21 protein-coding genes are annotated in these 21,283 nt (G+C 40.6%); 8 read left to right on the plus strand and 13 right to left on the minus strand.

Annotated features, from left to right (window positions below):
• Positions 1–231: 231 nt before the first annotated feature.
• Together istA and istB are read left to right on the plus strand one after the other, a co-directional pair.
• On the plus strand, positions 232–1,764 hold the full coding sequence (gene istA, locus P4S59_RS15775; RefSeq protein WP_337167981.1) for an IS21 family transposase: 1,533 nt from the start codon (positions 232–234) through the stop codon (positions 1,762–1,764).
• A 10-nt stretch (positions 1,765–1,774) separates the two neighbouring features.
• Positions 1,775–2,515, plus strand: coding sequence for an IS21-like element ISVch3 family helper ATPase IstB (gene istB / locus P4S59_RS15780; protein ID WP_238131037.1), 741 nt, complete (start codon positions 1,775–1,777; stop codon positions 2,513–2,515).
• 172 nt (positions 2,516–2,687) lie between these two features.
• Here the strand turns inward: istB and P4S59_RS15785 are convergent, their stop codons facing one another.
• The 4 genes from P4S59_RS15785 to P4S59_RS15800 form a co-directional block, all read right to left on the minus strand.
• Positions 2,688–4,403: an LA2681 family HEPN domain-containing protein gene (locus P4S59_RS15785; RefSeq protein WP_337168656.1), complete on the minus strand. Its 1,716-nt coding sequence runs from the start codon at positions 4,401–4,403 to the stop codon at positions 2,688–2,690.
• A 148-nt stretch (positions 4,404–4,551) separates the two neighbouring features.
• Positions 4,552–4,962, minus strand: coding sequence for a hypothetical protein (locus P4S59_RS15790; protein ID WP_253658258.1), 411 nt, complete (start codon positions 4,960–4,962; stop codon positions 4,552–4,554).
• Entirely contained in the window at positions 4,949–5,713 is a 765-nt protein-coding gene (locus P4S59_RS15795) for a hypothetical protein (RefSeq protein ID WP_253658259.1), read from the minus strand. Before P4S59_RS15795 ends, P4S59_RS15790 begins: the two co-directional genes overlap by 14 nt.
• Positions 5,714–6,510: 797 nt before the next feature.
• Positions 6,511–6,768 (minus strand): helix-turn-helix domain-containing protein, encoded by a 258-nt coding sequence (locus P4S59_RS15800; protein ID WP_228084435.1) that lies wholly within the window; start codon positions 6,766–6,768, stop codon positions 6,511–6,513.
• Between the two features lie 566 nt (positions 6,769–7,334).
• Between P4S59_RS15800 and P4S59_RS15805 the strand changes: the two genes are divergently transcribed.
• A complete protein-coding gene (locus tag P4S59_RS15805) occupies positions 7,335–8,285 on the plus strand; it encodes a hypothetical protein (RefSeq protein WP_253658260.1) in 951 nt (316 codons plus the stop codon).
• A gap of 157 nt (positions 8,286–8,442) precedes the next feature.
• Here the strand turns inward: P4S59_RS15805 and P4S59_RS15810 are convergent, their stop codons facing one another.
• On the minus strand, positions 8,443–8,631 hold the full coding sequence (locus P4S59_RS15810; protein WP_104975198.1) for a hypothetical protein: 189 nt from the start codon (positions 8,629–8,631) through the stop codon (positions 8,443–8,445).
• Between the two features lie 349 nt (positions 8,632–8,980).
• Between P4S59_RS15810 and P4S59_RS15815 the strand changes: the two genes are divergently transcribed.
• Together P4S59_RS15815 and P4S59_RS15820 are read left to right on the plus strand one after the other, a co-directional pair.
• Positions 8,981–10,243: a hypothetical protein gene (locus tag P4S59_RS15815; protein ID WP_337168657.1), complete on the plus strand. Its 1,263-nt coding sequence runs from the start codon at positions 8,981–8,983 to the stop codon at positions 10,241–10,243.
• Positions 10,230–11,123, plus strand: a complete 894-nt coding sequence (locus P4S59_RS15820; RefSeq protein ID WP_337168658.1) for a hypothetical protein — start codon at positions 10,230–10,232, stop codon at positions 11,121–11,123. The genes P4S59_RS15815 and P4S59_RS15820 overlap by 14 nt, the downstream gene beginning before the upstream one ends.
• 78 nt (positions 11,124–11,201) lie before the next feature.
• On the opposite strand, the gene P4S59_RS15825 is transcribed toward P4S59_RS15820, so the two are convergent.
• Entirely contained in the window at positions 11,202–12,239 is a 1,038-nt protein-coding gene (locus P4S59_RS15825; RefSeq protein ID WP_253658262.1) for a hypothetical protein, read from the minus strand.
• Positions 12,240–12,349: 110 nt separating this feature from the next.
• Here P4S59_RS15825 and P4S59_RS15830 point away from each other — a divergent pair, with 110 nt between their 5' ends.
• Entirely contained in the window at positions 12,350–12,721 is a 372-nt protein-coding gene (locus tag P4S59_RS15830) for a hypothetical protein (protein WP_253658263.1), read from the plus strand.
• Complete coding sequence (locus P4S59_RS15835) at positions 12,718–13,440, plus strand: hypothetical protein (protein WP_025612742.1); 723 nt, start codon at positions 12,718–12,720, stop codon at positions 13,438–13,440. Before P4S59_RS15830 ends, P4S59_RS15835 begins: the two co-directional genes overlap by 4 nt.
• Here P4S59_RS15835 and P4S59_RS15840 read toward each other — a convergent pair.
• Positions 13,437–13,880, minus strand: coding sequence for a hypothetical protein (locus P4S59_RS15840; protein WP_025612743.1), 444 nt, complete (start codon positions 13,878–13,880; stop codon positions 13,437–13,439). The genes P4S59_RS15835 and P4S59_RS15840 overlap by 4 nt on opposite strands.
• Complete coding sequence (locus P4S59_RS15845) at positions 13,877–15,055, minus strand: hypothetical protein (protein WP_253658264.1); 1,179 nt, start codon at positions 15,053–15,055, stop codon at positions 13,877–13,879. Before P4S59_RS15845 ends, P4S59_RS15840 begins: the two co-directional genes overlap by 4 nt.
• Before the next feature lie 196 nt (positions 15,056–15,251).
• Between P4S59_RS15845 and P4S59_RS15850 the strand changes: the two genes are divergently transcribed.
• Entirely contained in the window at positions 15,252–16,631 is a 1,380-nt protein-coding gene (locus tag P4S59_RS15850) for a zincin-like metallopeptidase domain-containing protein (RefSeq protein WP_337168659.1), read from the plus strand.
• An 82-nt stretch (positions 16,632–16,713) separates the two neighbouring features.
• Here P4S59_RS15850 and P4S59_RS15855 read toward each other — a convergent pair whose 3' ends face one another.
• The 5 genes from P4S59_RS15855 to P4S59_RS15875 form a co-directional block, all read right to left on the minus strand.
• Positions 16,714–17,442, minus strand: a complete 729-nt coding sequence (locus tag P4S59_RS15855; protein WP_253658266.1) for a hypothetical protein — start codon at positions 17,440–17,442, stop codon at positions 16,714–16,716.
• Positions 17,439–17,789 (minus strand): hypothetical protein, encoded by a 351-nt coding sequence (locus P4S59_RS15860; protein ID WP_253658267.1) that lies wholly within the window; start codon positions 17,787–17,789, stop codon positions 17,439–17,441. Before P4S59_RS15860 ends, P4S59_RS15855 begins: the two co-directional genes overlap by 4 nt.
• A 9-nt stretch (positions 17,790–17,798) precedes the next feature.
• Positions 17,799–18,005, minus strand: a complete 207-nt coding sequence (locus P4S59_RS15865) for a hypothetical protein (RefSeq protein WP_253658268.1) — start codon at positions 18,003–18,005, stop codon at positions 17,799–17,801.
• Positions 18,006–18,016: 11 nt separating this feature from the next.
• On the minus strand, positions 18,017–18,715 hold the full coding sequence (locus P4S59_RS15870) for a pentapeptide repeat-containing protein (RefSeq protein WP_253658269.1): 699 nt from the start codon (positions 18,713–18,715) through the stop codon (positions 18,017–18,019).
• A 559-nt stretch (positions 18,716–19,274) separates the two neighbouring features.
• Complete coding sequence (locus tag P4S59_RS15875; protein ID WP_253658270.1) at positions 19,275–21,242, minus strand: recombinase family protein; 1,968 nt, start codon at positions 21,240–21,242, stop codon at positions 19,275–19,277.
• Positions 21,243–21,283 lie beyond the last annotated feature (41 nt).

Here is a 21,283-nt window from a genome sequence, read left to right on the forward strand (position 1 = left end):
ATGCGTATTTCGGAGCATTCCGAACAGCCATTTCGGTATGACCCGAACACCTATTTCGGTTTAATCCGAACGTACATTCCGCGATTATCCGAACACTTTTAAGCGAACTCCGAAATCAGCGTTCGGAATAGCGAAAACCGCGTTCGGAATGCCCGAAATCCTTCCTTTTTCTCTTTTAAATCAATAGCTCGCTATTCTTTACTTCTTAAACAAGAACGTAAGGAAGCGACAATGGCTAAAAAGAGAACTCCAATGAACAAAATCAAAGAGATATTACGCCTTAAGTACGAGTGTGGGTTGTCCTACCGTAGTATTGCTAGTTGTCTCAATGTCAGCCTTGCAACAGTCTCAGAGCTTGTCGCTCGCTTTAAGCAAAGTCAGATAGGCTGGCCTCTCCCAGAAGGTTGCAGTGATACGGACCTTACCAAAGCCCTATATCATTCGAAGCAAGCCAGTCGAGACAAGGTTATGCCAGACTTCGCTCAGTACGCTGTCGAACTCAAACGTAAAGGCATGACAAAGATGTTATTGTGGCAGGAGTACCATGAGCAATATCAAGAGCAAGCTTACGCTTACACTCAGTTCTGCGAGCACTTCACTCGTTGGTTCAAAACCCAAAAGCGCAGTATGCGTCAGCTCCATGTTGCAGGTGATAAGCTGTTTATCGATTACTGTGGGCCTCGGCTTCAAGTGGTCAACCCTGATACAGGTGAAGTGCGCGAAGCAGAAGTGTTCGTAGCAAGCTTAGGCGCGTCCAACTACACCTATGTGGAAGCCTTCCCCAGCCAAGGGAAGTCTTACTGGTTAGAGGCGCATGCCAATGCCTTCGAGCACTTCGGTGGCGTCCCCCATCTCTTGGTTCCCGATAATCTACGCAGCGCGGTCAGCAAACCTAACCGTTATGAACCGAGGCTTAATGAAAGCTATCAAAAACTGGCAAATCATTATCAAACTGCCGTGATGCCAGCTCGCCCCTACAAACCGAAAGACAAAGCCAAAGCAGAAAATGCCGTCCTCCTAGTGGAACGTTGGATCATGATGCGACTTCGCCATCAAACCTTCCATACCTTTAAAGAGCTGAACCTCGCCATCCGTGAGCTTATGAATGACTTAAACGAACGTGAGATGAAGCAGTATGGTGCGAGCCGCAAAGCACTGTTCGACAAACTCGATAAACCCGCGTTAAAGCCCCTTCCTAAACAGCGATATCTCTATACCGAAACCAAGCGAGCCAAAGTTGGGCCTGATTATCACATCGAATATCGCCGTCACTACTACTCGGTTCCCCATCAACTGGTTGGCCACCATGTCGAGCTGGAAGCCTCCAACCGTCTGGTGCAGATCTACCACCAAGGTAACTTGATCGCTCAACATCCACGCAGCCAAAGGGAACGTGGAAACAGCACTCAACCAGAGCACATGCCGAGTAACCATCAACATCAAAAGTGGTCGCCTGGACGCTTGCTCAACTGGGGAGCCAATATCGGCCCAGCCACCCGAGAAGTCGTCAATAAGATGCTGAACGCCAAACCTCATCCAGAGCAGGCCTATCGTTCCTGTCTTGGGCTGCTCAATCTGAGTAAAACCTATGGCGAGTCGCGCCTAGAACAAGCCTGTAAAGATGCATTGATGCTGACAAAACCCAATTACACCTTCGTCAACAATCTACTCAAGAACAATCGTGAGGGGCACCTGAGTAAAGATAAAGCGAATACGCCGAACCTTGTTCACAGCAATGTTCGTGGCCCGAACTGTTATCACTAGGAGAAAGGATATGAACGCACTGAATGACCAACTCAAAACCCTGCGCTTAAGTCATGCGGCGAAAGCGTTAGAGCAGCAACAAGAGCAACTGACCACCTACGCAGAGCTGGACTTCGAGGAGAGGTTAAGCCTACTTCTGGAAAGTGAAATCTTGAATCGCAATCAAACCAAAATCCAACGCCTGAAACGACAAGCCAAGCTGAGAGTGGATGCTCAGCCGAGCCAACTTATTTACAAGGAGGGACGAAACCTCAACCGCAAGCAGATGAGCGAACTGCTAACGGGTGGCTATCTGCACAAGCACCAGAACATCTTGATCACAGGCCCAACAGGCGCAGGTAAAACGTATCTTGGTTGCGCACTGGCAACCAGCGCCTGCGACCAACAGCAAACGGTCAGATACTACCGATTAACTCGCTTGCTCGATGACCTGACCGCAGGTCGTCTGGATGGTAGTTATCAAAAACAACTTCAGTCGCTGGCTAAGAAAGGCTTACTACTCCTCGACGACTGGGGGATGGAAAAACTGACTCAAGAGCATGCTGGTCACTTGTTAGAAGTACTTGAAGATCGTTACCAAAACAGCAGCACAATCGTCATCAGCCAGTTACCAGTAAAAGAATGGTACAACATGATCGGCAACGCCACTGTCGCTGACGCTCTAATGGATCGTCTAGTTCACAATAGTCATCGAATAGAACTGGGAGGAGAATCAATGAGAAAACTGGCGCAATCCGAACACTTAGAGTAAAAATAGGGAAAGAGAAAAAGTGCTGGTTAAGGTGTTCGGAATAAACCGAAACAAGCGTTCGCAATCACCGAAATACGCAAGATCAATATGACGGTGAACTGATCGGTCATTTGACACACAAAAAAGAGAAGCGATGCTTCCCTTCTCTAAAACTCCTGATTCACAAAAATACTTAATCTTTAAGCGGTATTTCACGAGGCATTGCAAACCCCTTTTGATTTTCCTTTTTGAAGTTTGTATCTAAGTTGATAGCTAATGACAGGTACATAATTGAAGTTCTAACAAGCTTAATGAGTGTGAATAACCGCTTCTCGAATTCTTCTATCGATACATGGAGAGTGTGAGTTGACAGCTTTTGCTTTTCGTATTTTTTCTGCTCAATTTTATTACTCTTTGATTCAAGCTCTTTTCTCTTGTCTATCAGTTCAGAAAGTTGTTTAGTATCTTGTGCTTTTTTTGCAGCCCTAATCGATTGATAAACAGATTCTAACTCGCTCCCAAAGTCAGATAGCTCTTTATCCAATTCTTCCGATTTCATCTGGGCATAAGCATTATAATTCACTGATAAATCGTAGATTTCACCGTCAACTATGACAAGCGACCTATGTTCAATTGCATTGCGTATCTCAGAAAATGCTTTTGTGTCTGGATCTACCCACTGAGAAACTGATTCATGACCTTCCACGTCACGCAAATCTTGCAGTATGAAAAAAAGCGCATTGATGAAGAAGTTTCTACCATGTTCAAGCTTCTCATTTGGCTTCCACTTGTTGCCGTTTAGCTTCCTGAACAACTTATCGATATAGATTTTATTGTCCTTTGAAATATCATTCAGGTCGAAGAATCGATGCAGAAAATACGCGATTTTGTCGAATAGCGAATACAAAGTTTTAAACGATGATTTCAAATGACTGACTTTGAGATTATCCAAATTTCCACAATAACCATCTACGTGCTTATAAGTGTTGTTGAAGTAGTGCTTTTCTTCATCTTCAATCATAAATGCTTGATGCATTAGGTATCGAGCATAGCAATAGTCGTTTTTGATTTCGTCGTAGTTTACGTGATACGCCAGTTTTTCTGACTCGATAATTATTGGATTGATGTCTGACACGAATGAAGAAAGAGCTAATACATCTTGATAGACAATTTCATCTTTGCAAACGTCATTTAGATCATCGAGAAACAAACGATTCTCACCACACCATTTCAAATACTCAGCTTGTTCTTCGGACTCAAACTCTTCTTTGAAAGTTTTGAACGAGTCAAAATCATCAAAACTGAAATTACCGTGGAACCACTCGTTAAAATCGTGCAGCATTCCTCCTTGTTCTATCGGTGTTCGTTGTTCTGGTTCGAGTTGATCTTTATATGGTTCTAACTGATTCAATAGCTTTGCAGCAGTGTAGTAATGATATTGTGAGTGACTCAAGTCATAAAGTGAGCCAGCTACAAACAGTTCATTTCGAGCCTTTGCTACATACGCAACTGGATTATTGTCTAACCTAATCGCTTCATCATAAAGCTCAATACAACAAAACGCCCTGCCCTGAGAAGATAGATGGTTCGCAAGATTTGTGCAGATCATAGACTTCAAAGAGTCTGTTTCTGGTTTTGAAGCGAGTAAGTTAATCTTTGCTAACGCTTTCCGATAACAAACCGCTACTTTGGTCGATTCAGGTGCATACCATTTTGAGGTTTGTGGATGGAACAAAGCCGAGTAGCAGTTGCCGAGGGCGTAATAATACTGAGCTTCGAGGAAAGGCGAATCAAACTCGTCTTGCTGTGATGTATAATGCTCTACGTGCTGCTTAAGACCTTGTATGTCGCCTGAAAGCAACAACTCATCTGATTTTGTAGAAAATTCGATTAGCTCACTCTGATTCATACGCCAAGCCACTTATTGCATACTATGACGCTATTGTAGCGCAACTTGATAATTTATTGCTTAACATATTGTATAAAAAGGATAATTTTAGCACATAGAATGACAATTGAGCTGATATTTTGATTGGCAATTGTTGAAAAAATCGGAGCTAATGATCGTTTGATTTTAACTGTGAGAGCTGGGCTTTGATGTAACGATTTCGCAGTTGTTTGGCAGTAATGTGTCGTTTATCTGAACAGATAGATTCTGTTCGTTGCTTCAACTGCTTGAGCACATGTTGAACAAAAGCAGATGGATTGGGCAGTCGTTTCTCAACACGCTCAAAGAAATGTTGTTTGTTAGAAATAATCAATCTTTCGTAAGCTAATAACTGATAAAGACATTGCTCGATAGGCTGACCTTGACTGACTGTAAAAAGCTCCTCACCATCAGGCACTCCCACTACATCAACTCGCCAATGTTCTCGATGCTCTTTAAGTGTTATGCACACCACACAAGGGTGTGCATGTTGCCAATACGCCAAAGATTCTTCATATGGCAAGATCTTACATCTTTTCATAATACTCCTCGTAATAAAGAGGATAAACATCATGTTCCTGATCTTGAGCTGCATTAAGCTGTGAAAGATAGATGGAATAATCTTCTGGTTGAGTCAGATTCTTCTTCGGTTCTGCCAAAACAAAGCAATAATTGTGATAAGAATAACCTTGTGATTTTGATGCTCGTTTTATGACTCTTACAGCATTTTTACGGTCTTTTTCTGTCTCACGGTCATACCCGAATAAGTCGAATAAAAACTCTCGTTTAAGTTTTACTTGCTGACCATAAAAGCTTTTAAAATTGTTCATCATCCAGCCAATAATGGAACGGTGCGGTTTCATATCATCTAAGTTTATGAAGTAGCTTTGATTTGTTTTATAACCATGATGGTTATCATTCATCACAACTTTTCTTGAATTAAATGAAGCAGTATCAACCGAGTATGTCACGTAGAAATTGTCAATAGAATCAATCTGAATTAAAGGATGTTTTAGATCGTATAGTATCTCCAGCATAGGCTTTCTGCTGGATTGAAAATAACTGCATAATTCCGACAGAGATATACGGCAAGTCACAATCTCATTGCTTTTGTTGTAGTAATTGAATAGTTGATTATGATGCAGAAGAAAAAACGCCACTTTTAGCGCTTTAAAGCTCAAACCTGATGGTAAGAGTAGGCTCTGGTACATATTAAAGTGAGTATGAATGAACTGGCGTTCTACGATTAGAACCTTATGTTTTGGGTTGTTTTTCGTGGTTTTAACAGACATTAGCTTCTCCTTTGATGTTTGTCGTTAAAGAGCAAAAACCAAAGCATAAAAGCCTATCCCAGCGTGTTTGAGTGCGGTGATGGAAGTGATTTAGCGTTAGTTTATTCTGTAAATTATCTCAATTTGATTTTTATCTCTTATATCGTTGTTACATATTGAAAAGATTTGTCAAGACCGTTCATCAAAATAATTTACAAATTGTCCACCCTATGCCATTCGTCAATGAGAGAAAGGTCAAAAACGAACAAGTTGGTGAGCAGTCCATTCGACCTTGATAAACCGTCTACGTTTTTCTGATGAAACGTCCGATAATCCTGATAGAGTGCCCACCTCTTTTAATATATTTAATAATCTTAATATAATTTCTTTTTTAATATAAAGTCGCTGACCAGCCAGCCGACTCGCCACACTTTAAAAACAACCCTTTTCATTCTCCTTTTGTCTTGAAGCCCAGTGCAAGCGTTGACCGTTTGATCGTCATCCAAACTCTGCGAACAAGTTCGCCTTTTCTGGTAAAGCCAAAACAAGAATTGCAATGAGATACATGAAAATCATGCCTGATACGCTCAGAACGTGCCCCCAACGGGGCGGATTTGCTCTGGAGATTAGAGCGATTGACAAGATTTAGGGTAAATAAAGGCAGTGCAAGCCTAAAGACTGACGAAACTATCTTTCAACGATCGTTAATTGCGGTTTTTCAACCGCCGCTCTGGTTTGATAGGCCAATACACCTTCAAATCGAGATCGTGACAATACGAGCTAATTTTGAGTGATAGAAATTAAGAAATCGAAATGTGTCAGTCAATCCAAAGCTTACGCTCACGAATAGCGTTTATCTTTGAACGGTAAGTGCCACGGTTCATCCCCAATAGTCTTGATGCTTTTGCCTGATTACCACGAGTATGGACAAGTATCTGCTCTAATAACTCATCACTGACCATCTGAATAACCCAAGACATATCGGGCGTTGCTTGTCGATCTTGGCGTGTTGGTTCAAGCTCCGCTTTAATGGACTCAATAATCAATTTCTTATCAAAAATGGTAGGGGTAGACACAATTACTCTCTGGCTGGTAAAAGGGGCAAGGATTATCATAGATCGTTGATCGATTGTCCAACGGTCTGCCCAAGACAAATCAACAAAAAACCACCTGGACTATCCACCTGTAAGACCATTAACCAACGATACTGGTGAACTGGCAAAACTCCCTTCCCCCTAAAAAGGGAGTATTCAAAACCGCTAAAATCACAAAACATTCAAATCAAAAGATCAAAAACCATTGCAAGACAAGGGTTTATACTCCCACCGCTGCGTGGGTGTATCGTATGAAACCTAATCAACGGTCACCGTTGACTTCTTACCAGTCGTTTAATGAAGTGCTATTGCAATATCTGAAAAGTGCGATACAACATAGAGATAAGCACAGGAAAAGGAGACGCTATGACGACACAAATCAAACACACAAATACACTGTTAAACCGTTCTATCAGACACTCAAACCCAGAAATTATTCTTCTCTCAATAGCCCCGAAGTGGACAAATAACCCCATCACTTTCACGCCCCACTCAAAAGAATCGTTATCAAAACTGATAACTTTTAAAAACTCGATTGGGGAGAATTAATGAGCAATAAATTCTTTCACTATTCAACGAATCAGGAGGTCGAACAATACCTGTCAGAATTGACGCAACAATGCGGATTTAAGCACAAAACCCAGCTAATCAATGCAATATTCAATGGCGAAGTGTTAACGATTCAGAGCGATGATTTAACGCTTCACAACAACCAATCAGCGCTGTTTAAACGAAACGCACAGCAATTGCTGGATTTAGATACACTGTTACGAGTACACCTGCCTGATACAAATCCTATTGATTTTGACATAAGCCAGTATCAGAGCATTGAAGATAAAATTGCAGCAGCAGAACAACTCACCATTAAGAACCGCCAGTTTTTACCTACGTATCTGCATATTTTGCAAGTGCTGCTACTGGTGTTTGACTTCGAGATAGCACAGCCAAAGATCGAACAATTAGGTGATGATGAAGAGTTTATACAGGAGCATAAGGCGAAGCTAAAGTCATTGGCTCAATCAAGCAGTGCAAAATCGAAAAGACGGATTGCCGTGAGCAATCAAGTGAGATTTGAAAAGACAATGGCTCAGTTTACAACTAAGCCATTAACCAAAGCGCAAGAGGAAGCGTTATCTGTAATTAACATCGCCAAATTGCAACTAAAAGACATCGCTCTTTCAACACAAGTCAAAACAGCTTTACTACAAGATTTTGACCGAGCGAAGCAAAGGTTAACCGCTACTCAAAAGCCACTTTCTCAACTTAACAAGCTACTATTACTGTTAGGCAAAGCCAAGTTTCAGCGACTGACCATCACTGAGCAGAACAAGCAAACCATTGAAGTAATGACAAAAGGACTGAATGAATTAAACCAGCACATCAAAGCATGTCATCAAGCTCAAATTAATACTGCCTTAACCGTTAAGCAGAAGATGGTTGAGATTGTAGAGCTGGAGATACAGTTAAAACACTGTGTTGCAAAAACAGAGAAAGAATAAGCACTATACTGCAGGGAAGTAGTGCTCATCAGGCGACTCCCTTCGCATTGATTACGGCTCGTTGAGGCGAGCTACCTAATAACAACTGTAGTTAGCAATTTCGAGTAGATCAAAAAATTAACCAGATATTAAAAGTACAATAACTCAGGAATCGAGCTTAGCAGCCATCTCGGGCACAGTGGTACATTGCACGAAAATCCCCACCACAGTTGTTTTTCAGTAAGAAAGCAGCCAACGTTTCATTTGGGCCATTCATCAACGCTTCCAGCTCTGATAAATCACTACGCTCAATCAGTTCACATGTCCCTTGAACTTCATTGTAGTTCATACACTTCTTATCACACATATCAAGTAACATCCTTTTAACTTAATAACCACAATTTTAATGTAGGACATTTAAGTGGCTAATTTTGATGGTTTGAATAAAAATGTGAAAATACCGTATAGATGAACAGTGTGAATGCTGTTTATTATGACGCTGGTCACACCAGTATATTAGTTTTACTTTCTAACCGTTCGCTTATCATTCTGTCTTGGAACAACGAGAGCGGTACGCTGGCTGCCATCAGGCACAATGAAACATCAACAGTAAAAGCTGCCACTTTTACAAACGGCTCTGGGTTTATCCTGCAATACGGATTATTTGACATTTTGCGCTCTCATGATACGACATAAGTATACATGGACGTTTACTTATGATCATCAAGATGAAGAAAGTCGCTTTCTCTTGCGACAACAAACGAAAAGGGAAAAACACAGGCTCGTTAACCAACCACATCCTTTACCTCATCACAGATAAGAAGACCAAGCGCTACTCCGACAAGCGCTGCAACCTTTCCTTTTCTCTAAACCCAAATCAACCCGATTTAGGTGCATTACTGACGCACAAAGGCGCATCTCTCAGCCAACCTGAACTGTCTGAATTGGTAAACACCTACTGTTTAGAGCAGCATTGCTACATAACTCAGCATTACGTGAAAAACAGCCGTAAAGCCAAGCAACTGGACGATTACCAAGAATGTTTAGATCCTCAGAAACTGTTCAACTATCAAGGCTCATTGAGCTTTACCCAAGCGGAATACCAAAGGTTATTAAAAGCATCTGGTGGTAACGAAGCACAAGCCAAAGCGATGATGGAAAACATCACTCGCCACTATCTTGCAAGCTATTACAACCAGATAAAAAAAGAGCAGAAGATTAAAGGGAAAAAGACTAAGCCAGAAGAGATTGAGCTTGTCTCGAATTTTCATATTGAAGGGGAAGCGAATCCGCACATCCATTTTTATACCCATGCTTTTTGTCCAACAACTCAACGCTACATGAACCCACGTTATTTCTATGAAACAAAGCAAAAGGTTCATAAGCAGATTGAGCGCCAATTCGCTCAGTTTTTAGAGCAAGGTGTTGCGACAGGTCAACAAAAGAATCAAGCCAGAACAGCCCGTAGGGAGTATCTTTCGTACCTGTTAGATCATTGCCACAATTGGTTTGAAGTTAAAAAAGTGTTTAGGGATTTAGAGGGATTGCTCAGTGAAGTGTTGAACAGCGATGATCCGTTACATGCGAAAATCAATGAATTACAAAAAAGAGGAATCTCCCTTAAGGTTAAATCTAATCAACAGGTTGAAATACAGCAGAAAGACGTACCAATCACCCTCTCTATTAATACGTTCATCAACAGAAAGTTGAAACAATCGTTAAAGCGCTTCGCTAAACAACACCAGTTTGAACAGCAAAGCCAACGCTACGGCAATACAACGCCAGTCGAAAAGATGGAAACGGTACTGTTAAACAACCTTAACGCTGTGAATAAGGCACTTTCTCAAGAGTTAGGTCAAATACCACCAAGCGAACATCAGGAAGCCAGAAACAAGGCATTTAAGACGTTCTATGAGCGATGCCTTGCCACTCGGCGTGTTAGTGAATCTAAACAAGCAACATCATTTGTCGTTTCATAAATTGGATGAGAATAAGCAAGTGAGCAGCCAAAACAACCTTAAAGCGACAAAATACAACGCTTCTCTATTCAACTCTCCAGAATTGTCTGGCAAAGCGATAGCGCAGCAGTTTGAGTTAGATTTGGACGACATTCGCCAGCACCAATGCGAATTAATGGAGCTAATGCCACGCACCATCAACTATCGCAAGGTGGTGTTTTTCTCGATGGACAACCAACAGCACAACCATGTTTATCAAGAGTATTTCCACCTCAACCGTTACCAGTCTTTTTTTGATTATTACGGCTTGGAGGTCTTTGAGAATGATGATGAAACCACGGTATTGAACCGCAAAGGCGAATCACTGATCCAGATAAAGCAGATTGATGAAAATTATTCTCGCATTACGATGAATACGCTGCACGCCCCAAGTGCTGCTAAAGTCTTACACTCGATGTTGGTTCGTGAAGCCAAGTCATTATCCGATGATCAAGCAATCTTTATCAGACCAGCGAAATATTCTTTTGGGAGACAACATTTAAGGTATCTACACCTTGAAATCATGTTCTCTACCGACAAGCACAGTAAACGAATTGTGGTTGACTACAATGGGATGAGCAACGACAAAAAGCTACAACGCATGATTGATGCGAAGCTTGAGCAAGAGCTGGCAAGGTTTGAGAAGAATTTTGTCAGATACAGTCAGAAGAATCCAGACCAATACCAGTTTGGGGAAGCTGTTGGGACGCACCTTTTAGACAATGAGCACCTATCGCCAGAGCAGCGTGAACGTGTGAAGAAACAGATTGAGAGCCAGAAGCAGCGCTTAGAGATGAGCACCGCTAAGACAAATAAGAATAAAACTGAACCCGCTCCTAAGACCAAAAAGTTAAAACTATGAGATCTGTCCTAAACAGCTTGGTTCTATTTTGTGGCGCTAAAATTTTCTAATTCAATTGACAAGGTGAGCACAAATGGCTCACCTTCTCTTAGGTTTCGCAGTTGAATACTCTTTAAACTCAAACATCGATATTTTCAAGCACTCCGTATGGAAGCACCACAGATAGTGACTCAACATGCGAGTAATTAGCTCTACCCATTCCTGATACAGTGATAACGATTCACCACGTTCGCCAGCTAACATCATCTGATCCCAACCAATCTCATCAAGCGCGTCAGCAACTGCTCGTTGAGCAATCGTTTTATTCTTATCAACACTCAGATCATCAAGCAAATGGTTGTAAGTATGAATATGCGGAATCGCTTCGATTACAGCTTTGCAGAACTGCTGCAAACTCACTTCAAAATCACAGCGATAAAACAAGCGCTTAACTTGTGGGTCAGTATCAAGAGATGAAACAATTTCCCTGAGATCTCGTTTCGCTCCTTGCTCCAGTGCCCAGCGCATTTCTTGCGGCATTTCCATTTTCAACCAATAACGAGTATCACAGTGGTGGTTGATGATGAACACGAGCCCTGAGAGTGTTTGAGGGTGTAATTTAATCTTTTTCCCTTTTTCATTTAGGCACTTTGTCAGATTTCCTTGCTGAGATTCGAGGAGTAGTGTTTGTCCATCAAAGCGCAGCAAATCATCAGAAAATTCTGCTCTCCAATCGGTATGGAGATAGTCACGACAACCTTTCAAAAACGACTTAGTGACAACGAAGGTACAACGGCTCGGAAACGGTGTCGCAGAGTTAAAATCAAACAATCTGTCTTTGTTTGATAATACTCTTGAACGTAGGCGATCGACCTCTTTCTGATTCGCTCTTATTTCAACACGAAGATCGTGTTTTTCTATGTATTTTTCAGCCAGTTTCTCAAGCTGGAACAGCGTGATTTTAACTCTTTGCTGAACTGACGATAACGACTGTGCTTCTTCCAATTTTTCAGGATATTTCTCAACCAAAATCGACCAGTTTTTCGGCTTACTCTCTTCAATTTTTACGATAAGACCACTGTAATCTTCTCGCTGCTTTAACTCTTCAATTCCGTCTAAAAACGCTTTTTTATCCATAGAAACTCCTTATGTTTTGGGTACATAACCGTCTTATCACGCCAGCTAAATATTGCAAATAACCCAGTCTGTGGTAAGCCAATAAGAGGTCATTCAAACAAGGAGAGTTTATGAATTGGAGCATTGAGCAGATCGAAGATCAGCTAAATAGAAACGAACTAAAAGGCGTGATCGATTTGATTGCGAACCAAACCGATTTTGAAGTGTTATTTGAACAACAGTTGTGCAAGCAAGGTATCTCAAAACAGAGCTTCAATCGCCAGTTTTTCAGAGCCAAACAGCAAATGGATATTGTGCGTTTGCCAACCTATCAACAGGCGTTGGTCGAGGCAGAAGAGGTTAGCGAAGCGGATCGTTTGTTCTTAGTCGATTTTTTCAAACCTCTGGTTAAAAAATACCAGTGTCTACTGGCGTATCATGACAAAACCGAAGAGAAGAAAATTGCGGATTTTATTAAGAGAGAAACTCAGGAAGGTCAATGATGAAATCCATAATTAATCAACTGAATAATTACACATCCAACCTGACGATTGAGGATATTTGCCTACTATCAAACTATGACTATGGAGCCTTTTTGCAGCAGTACAAAAAGTTGGTGTATATCACAGGCATGAGGCAATACTGGTTGATTATAGCGAAGCAACAGCGCAACCACAGCAACATCAAGCAGTTTAAAACGTACCATAAAGCACAGCAGCACTTCTATCGACAGTTAACGCAAGAGTTTCACCTTATAACGGGTATTAATCCAAGTCAGTCATACAGTATTACTGAGCTGTATGACGCATTGGTAGAAAAGCATTCGCGCTTCCACATAGCGACAACCGTCTATGCGGATAATCTACTCACTGCTATTCAATATGCACGATGTAATACTCAACTATGGCAAAGATTTAAGCAAGAGCTGGCTGCTGTCGGTATCGCTTTTAAAGATGTATCGCAGCTACTTACAGCGTTGCACTATGCTGATGAAACGGATTATCAAGAAGCCACTGACAGAATGGCGAAAGGATTTCGTAGGTTTTATCAGTATCAAGTAGATCGAGACTTTGAAGCACTGGTAATGGAAGCCATGAGTTTTGGGCAAATATTCCAGCATTGCACACCGTGCTTTAAAATCTACAACTTGCGTCTCACCTTTCCTGAGATTTACGTCATTAAAGCATGTTTATCGCAGGCCATAGCCACACAGAACGGTTAACGAAGCCTCAATCGAGGCTTTGTTTTACTTTGCTTAGATTGTTCGAAGAAGAACAGTTTATCAATGACTTTCTCGCACTCAATATAAAGCGATGCCACTGATGGATGTGCCAATATCGATTCTAATTTTTCATTACAATCAGCCGAGCCAAAACCATACCAAAACGTATGAGGTTTATTCTGGCATTGATACTGACAAGTCATAAAGGCTTGTTTAACCGCTCGCAATGCGTCACCGACCTTGCTTCTTTTCGACTCTTCAACCGCTTCAACTAACACCTGATTCAAGCGCTCAAACATCGATGAGACAAACGGCTCATTCAAATCAAGATAAGCATTTTCAAATGCGGAATAGTCGTCTTGTGCTGACGGAATTGTTTCAAAATCACTATCAAACAAATGACCGAAAAAGCTCAGTGTTAATAACTCTTTTTTGGTCATAGTCGCAATCCCTTAGAGCGTTTAACTTTACGCTTCGCGACCGCTGGCTCTTCAAATAACCCCTCTTGGACTTCCCTTCTTAATTCAGCGATGATCTGTTCTTCATAATCTGGCACATCACTTGGCACTGGTTGAGCAACGTCTAATTCAACACCTTCAAATGGATTATCTTGTTCTTGTCCCAATACCTTATCAGGGAAGCAAACTTGCTGCACCGCCAGTTTGACACGCTGATCGACCTTTTCACCTACCGTGATCTTTTCCAAATCAAACAACGCATCTTGTTTGATTACTTCCAATGCCATACGCAGGCTTTCAACACTCAATTCTTGATACGGGAAAGAATGAATGTGTTTATCTTTGACGACCAATAGAGCATTAATCAACTCATCAACACTGGGATTTTTACCTAATAGCAAGCCATTCGCTGTAACAGGTGAAGCAAGTGATTTTTGCTTACCATTATGGTAATAAATGCTCTGACGCTGTGCTGTACCTCCAAGTAATTCAAGATAGCCATTTAACCACTCTTTTTGCTGCTTTAAGTCGTAATACTCCTTGATCATCGTTCCACTATCGCCAATAGAAATCGTTGAACTGCAATGCAACTGACGTAGGGAATCCAACGAGAGAATTTCGTCAACACCTTTCGGTTCTTCTAACGCATCAAATGCCACATCAGGCAGCGTTTCACCATTAAAACTCGACAGAATCTTATCGCCAAAATAGAATCCTTCTGGCACATCAACACTTGAGCCAATCACAACTTGTTTTGCTGGGTAGTTCTGCTTTATTTCCGCCATTCTCTGTGGGTTTAAAGGCACTGACTGATTGAGCGGATCAAACACCCAGTCGGGTACATCAAAACCGGTGCCAGCAAGATATAAACCTCTCTGTTCGTGATCTTGATACTCCAGCAGCATCGCTTTAAACAAGTCATATTGCTCAAAACTAAACAACATTTGAGCTGTAAACGGACTTCTCTCCTCAAGAATCAGCTCTGGTCTTAACAAATCTTGATCATAAAAATATTGAAACAACTCTCTCACGACGTTCTTATCACCGGATCCTTCCAACGTCTTAGCAAAAACAACGTATTGTTCGAATAGCTCAGGACGTTGCTCAAGCAACAATTTGCTCTTTTGTAACATCAATTTGGTATACGCATTTCTCATCTTTTTTCTCCTTTCGTTTACTTAATTGCATACCACAAATCCAACGTTTAACAAGAGTGTGCTGTTTTTCCCAAGCACCAAACAAGCAAAAAAACAATATCTAAAAGAAAAACTAACCATCAATAATTTCAGTAACTTGGAGATATTCAAAAGCGTGATACGACATAAGTAAGCTCATCAACAAAGGAGTGTATTTATGAGTAAATCCAAATCGAGTGCTACTGGCAGCACTAAGAACAAAAAAAGCCAGCAAGACCAAGTATTAGATCGATTATTCGACTTTTTCTCAAAGCCTAAAGGCGAGAAGCCAAGTTCTGACAGTGATGTTGAAGTGAGTTTCTACCGTTCAACGTTAAATGCTTTACCAATCAATTTTTTCGGTAACGAATACAACGGAATCAATATCATCATGTTGTTAGAAGCACAGCAAAATAGCGCTACCAAAATACCGATTTACTGCACGTTCAAGCAAGCATCAGAACTACTCGAAAAGCACAAAGAACTACCCCCAAAATCTGACGATTTTGACCCTAATAAGCCGTTAAAAGGTATTAAACTGGAAAATGTCGTGGTGAAATATTTAGAGAACTACGCAAAGGACGGGGAAAAAATCAGTAAAGTACAGTTCGAAAAATTGACTAAGGGCATGAGCTTTAGCGAGATGAAAGACAAGGGTTTTGAGGCAAAGCGTGGGCTGCGTACTTATCGTGTTTTTCCGATAGAGAAAGTCAAACACTTATTGCCTCAGTCATACATTGACGAACTGCCATATTTCGCCAAACAAGAAGTGTTAGCCAGCCAAGTCATGAGCGAAGAAGAGCAAGATTCAACTTTTGTTCAAAAAGCACAGCTCATCATTGATGCAATGGGCGTTCCTGTCATCGAGAAAGACGAAGACCGAGCTTATTACAGCGTCAAAGAAGACCATATCGTCATTCCGCCAAGAGACAAGTTCAAAAGCGATAAGGCGAGATTTGCGGTCATTCTTCACGAACTGAGCCACAGCACTGGTCATCCAACCAGATTGGACAGAAAGTTAGACAACCCATTTGGCTCTCAAGCCTATGCCAAAGAAGAATTGATCGCTGAAACAGCCACGTTATTTATGTGTCTTGACCAAGGATTAGAAACATTTAATTCACATGCTGCTTATCTTGAAAGCTGGACACAGCAGTTTGCGGATCAAAAGAAAGCGTTGTTATCTGTGTGCAAACAAGCCAAAGAAGCGCAGAACTACATCACTGAACAAGTGCGACTTTACACGCTAAAATTAGAGCAAGAGACACTAAGAATTGATTTAACAGATCAATCTCAATACTCCCTTCAATGCTACATTGCCGAGGAAGCTGAGTTTGATAATCAATTTACACCACTTATTGGAAAGCATATCACTGGTATGCGTGAGATAGAGAACGGTCTGGAACTCGGCACCAATGAAAACTTGCGTTATAAGCTCGACAGCACCGCTTCTAAGCCACTTTCTCGCAAGGTAGATGAATTGATACAGGCAGACAAAAAGAATATCGAAATGGAGCGTTTAAAGACGGAACAGCCAAAGAGACGATTGACGATATAACAAAAAGACCGCATCAAGCGGTCTTTTATGGGCGTAAGTAACTGATAAGATACATATTAATACCTCTATCTTTAAACTCTAATTAAGGCAGCAGTCCATTCAATCCGTCAGTAAGAATACTATTAGCCAAAGATGAGTAGTTCTTGTTCATGACAAATTGCTCTAAATCTTGATATTCATACAGTTCGACATAAAGATAAGAGTCTGGAAGCTGATCTAACGGTCGTAATTTTTTTGCAATATCATCAAACGTCAATCGACTAAGTTCCAGATCAATAAGATTATCCAACGGTGCTAAATAATCATCATCACCTGTCTGTAACCAACTTGTATAAGCATCGCTCCACCCAAGTGCATACCTTCTCATTAATGTTTTTAGGTCGAGCTGCATACAAGCAACAACATTCTGAAAATCTGTCAGATCAGCATCAATACAATAGGTTTGACCATCATCAGCTTTAACCGTATAAACCACCTCATTGTACCAATTCTCAACGAGATCGATAACGACAGGACGTAAACCATCTTCCTTATGTATTTCTACATAGACTTTTTGATCGTGCATGACAAAATCATCAGCATAACCATCCACTCTTTCAAAAAGATTGACCATTTTTTCACAGTCAAAGTTAAATGTTGGTAAGTGGCATAAAGTTACTGACAGCTCTTCTACTGAAATAACCTCAACCTCACCATAATGTTCCAACATTTCAGCATCACCCGATAAGATGTAGATAGGCTGATCCGCTGCATAGCCTATGCACTCATCTGCAATTTGTTCAAACTGTGACTCAACGATATATAGGTTCATTTCGCCCCCTTACAACAAGAGCTGAGAGAAGCCATTACATCACGGTGATAGGTACACAAATCCATGTCATCAACTTCACAGCCATCACTGGTGTTTTGTAACTCATGCTCAACCATTCTTATATGATCAAAAGTTAAAGCGTCATGGAATATCAAACTCTCAATCACCTTCACTCTTGTGTATTTTGGTAGCATAGAGAGCATCAGCGTTTTATGCGTGACACTTAAATCGTTAGCGACACGCTCAACCACCCACGTATCACATTGGCTATGCTCTTCGATTTTGCTCAAATACTTCTTCTCAATAATCGCTTCAGCTTTTTGCTCAATACTTGTCATTAATTCCATACCATCCTCCTATTGTTGTGGAACATAAACTTGTTTAATTTCATAGACTAACTGCCATGTTGAGTAACAGTCATTACACTCAACATCTTGGTTTAGATAATCGCCATGACACTCTGTTTCACCAGCACTGTAATCACTTGAACCGCAGCGCCAGCGACTTGGCTCACTTGTTACATCGACTAACTCATCGAAAGGTAATTTGTTGTAATTACACATCTCTCACCCTCCTATTGGTTTGTTTGTTGTTGGGTAACATAGCCATAAGTCGTTTCAAAAAGCGGCAGATACGCTGCTTCTGAGATCACGCCATTTACCTTTGGCTTGATGAACAGCTCACAAAGTCTGATTAACTGAGATTTATTTTTAAAACCTTGGCGTATCAGGTAAGAGATCAGATTCAACATAGCGTTTGACGCAATATCTGCATCGATAATGTTATCAACATTGATTGCGATTGCTTTCTGAGGGAAACCTACATTCACATTGATATTGTTGTCTTCAAACCCATCAGCTCGCTCCCTTGCATACAGAAGGTTTACCCCTTCAAAATCACACTGCTTGAACGTTGCGGAGTACATAAACGTCTCAACGAACAACGCACCGATAAAATCGCAGTCTTTGATTTCCGTATACTCAAAACTGGCGTTAGACAAATCAGCACCACTAAAATCACAATTCTTAATCACTGAACCGCAGAAGTTCACGCCACGCAGATCTAAATCAGCTAAATCCAAGCGCTCTAAACGCAAACATTCAAAATCTGTTACATTCAGCAAAATCATCGCTACTACGACAGAGCGAGTCACTGGTTTATCGGTCTTGAAGAACAGAGCCGTTTGCTCAAACAGATACTGTGAATCTTCTCTCTTCAATGCCTCTAACTCATGATCTGCCATTGTTGAAATATCAATATTTTCTTTTTTCATAATCAGTCCTCTCGTTATTTATTAGATTAATTTAGGGTGCAAAAAGCCCCACCCAGTGGGCGTAAATATTAAGTTTGTTCTTTATGTTATGGTGAAAACCGACTATCACTGCCAACAAAAGCACAGCGATACTGGTTATCAGCAAGCAATAAGAGGACGGTATGACAACAACTAAGACGTAGTTCCTATTCAGCAGATAGATCTATCCCTGCAATTTGAATGAACAAAGCGAACGATGATCCTTGCGGAAAGAGTGCTTTTTAGATTGTTGAACATGAATCTGCACATTGCAGATAAGCCGTTCTTGCTTAATATTTTGGAGGTAGAAGTGGCGCACCACGACTATCAATTTTGAGAGGAAGAAAAAGTGATTAGCTCTTTCAACGGTGAGAATAGTAACATTAATCAGAATGAAATGTCAATATTTATTTTTAGCAAATGTCAAGGTTTATTTTTGCATTTTTAAAAACAATTTCATAATTTCCTTTTATATCAAATAGATAAAAAGGATTGACGGAGTATTGCTCCAACAATCCCTTTACTTCACGCAGTTAAAATTTTACTCGTAAATCTCTTGCGACTGGTCGATTTGGTGTTTTAGTTTCAGATATTTAGCTGGGTTTTCTTGGTAGTACTTCGCCATTCCATCTAAATGTGGATACTTACCGCTTTCAAGCCCCTCAAGGTAGTCTGTTGGTAAGATAACCGTTTCAGAGAAATCAACTGAGTCTACTTTGACAGCATCCTGATAAGGCAAAATGTTATGTATTTTGTCAGTCATTTTTTCATGAGCAGGGATAAGTCGGTGAACACCGTCTAAAAACTGAATTGAAATCATATGATAACCAAAAGGATTATCTTCAGTATCTCGATACAGCACAGTCATGCTCTTGACTACTTTCTTCAATTCAACATTGAAGCGTTGTCTAATCTCATCATCAGCGTTTTCATCAAGAGTCAAGTCGATCAGCTCTTGCAGCGAATTATCACCATCTGACATAGCGATTTGCTGTTGAAGTTTCATGATTGATGTTTCAATTAGATCAATTTCCTGAACAACTTTTTTCAATTCATTTTCTTTTGCCAGATAATCATCTTGAATTTTTTCAAGTAAAGACGGTATTTTTATACTACTGATGTTCTTAACAATCTGCTCAATATCATCTTCAAGTTCAGATTTTCTAACTTTTAAAGGTATCATTTTTTGTTCAAGCTCTTTAAGTGAACTATCAAGAACTTGATCACTTGCTTGGTTTGAAATGATTTTGTTGATGTTTAAACCTTTGCAGAATTGAAGCAGGTTATGCTCAAACACATCATGCTTAATCACTTTTGCGTTACACAAGCCTTCTCGTGCTAAGTTACAGCGCAAGTATACGTTTCGCCTATCTTTGCTCTTAATGTATGTACTATTGCAATAAGGACAACGTAGAATGCCCTGTGCAAGATTCTTAATGCTTTTATTCGGTTTTGTACCAGAAGTGCGTCTTTCATCCATCATTTTACGAATGTATGCCGCTTGGCTTTCTGTCATTAACGCTGGATAGTAATTCTTTAAAACAGCGACTTCTTTTCTTACACGTTTACCCAAATGCTTTTCTGGATACTTGCCTTGTTCCACATCATCTTCAGTCGGATAGTAAGATTCTGTTAAGAGATAATCACCTTTAACAGTTGAGATCACCGAGTTAAACAAACCGCTATAAGCAGCAGCTCTAAAATGTCGAGTTTTTCGGTTTGCCTTTTTCAACTTAGGCTTTAGATTGCCATTGTCTATCTCATCGTTGAGAAGACGTACAGCCCTTGTCATTCCGTTACCGTCTAACAGCTTTTCAATCAGAAAATCCATCACTTTCTTGTTTTCAGGAATGAAATCGTAACCGCGACCGTCTTTCTTCGCGGTTAGCCAGAACGGACACATAGCAGTAGCATTTTTTGGTCGTTCAAGGCCTTCCCTTTCGTCTTCTGGTAAGGTGAAGTAGTTAAGCAAATCTTCACGCTTCTTTTCCCATGACTTTCTCGAACGGTATTCTTTCATCAGTGATTCAGTGTGCGAACGCTGCAAGCTGATCAAAGCCATGAAGAGATCCATCATCCCATGCGTGGAGTCTATAGATTTTTTAGAATAGATTTTCTTTTCACCGTCAGCCAAAACTACGATGTTTGTATATTCGAGCAATTCAGTGAAAATTTGGGTAGATTTGAAGGGGCCAGTTCGAGTAATCCGATCTAAACTTTCGACAATCAGATAAGTGTTAATTTCACCATCTTCGTTAAACCTTTTCTTGATCTCACCAGACTTAAATTTCTTGATAGTTTGGCTGAACGAGCCAAGTGTTAGGTTTAAGCCACGATATGCGCTTACACCTAAGTCTTTTAACGATATAACTTCATTTAAGTCAACACCATGCTCTTCACAAAACTTCTCTACGAACTTCCTATTGATTTCACTTTGTCGAAATTCTGATAGACCATCAGCTTGCTGTTTGCTCGAATATCGCAGATAAGTAATGATTGTTGGCTTCATAAAATGATTCGCTAACTCGCTGTATTTACATCATTTTACCT

The sequence above is a fragment of the Vibrio sp. M60_M70 genome (assembly GCF_037162085.1).
GTDB classification, from domain to species: Bacteria; Pseudomonadota; Gammaproteobacteria; order Enterobacterales; family Vibrionaceae; genus Vibrio; species Vibrio diabolicus.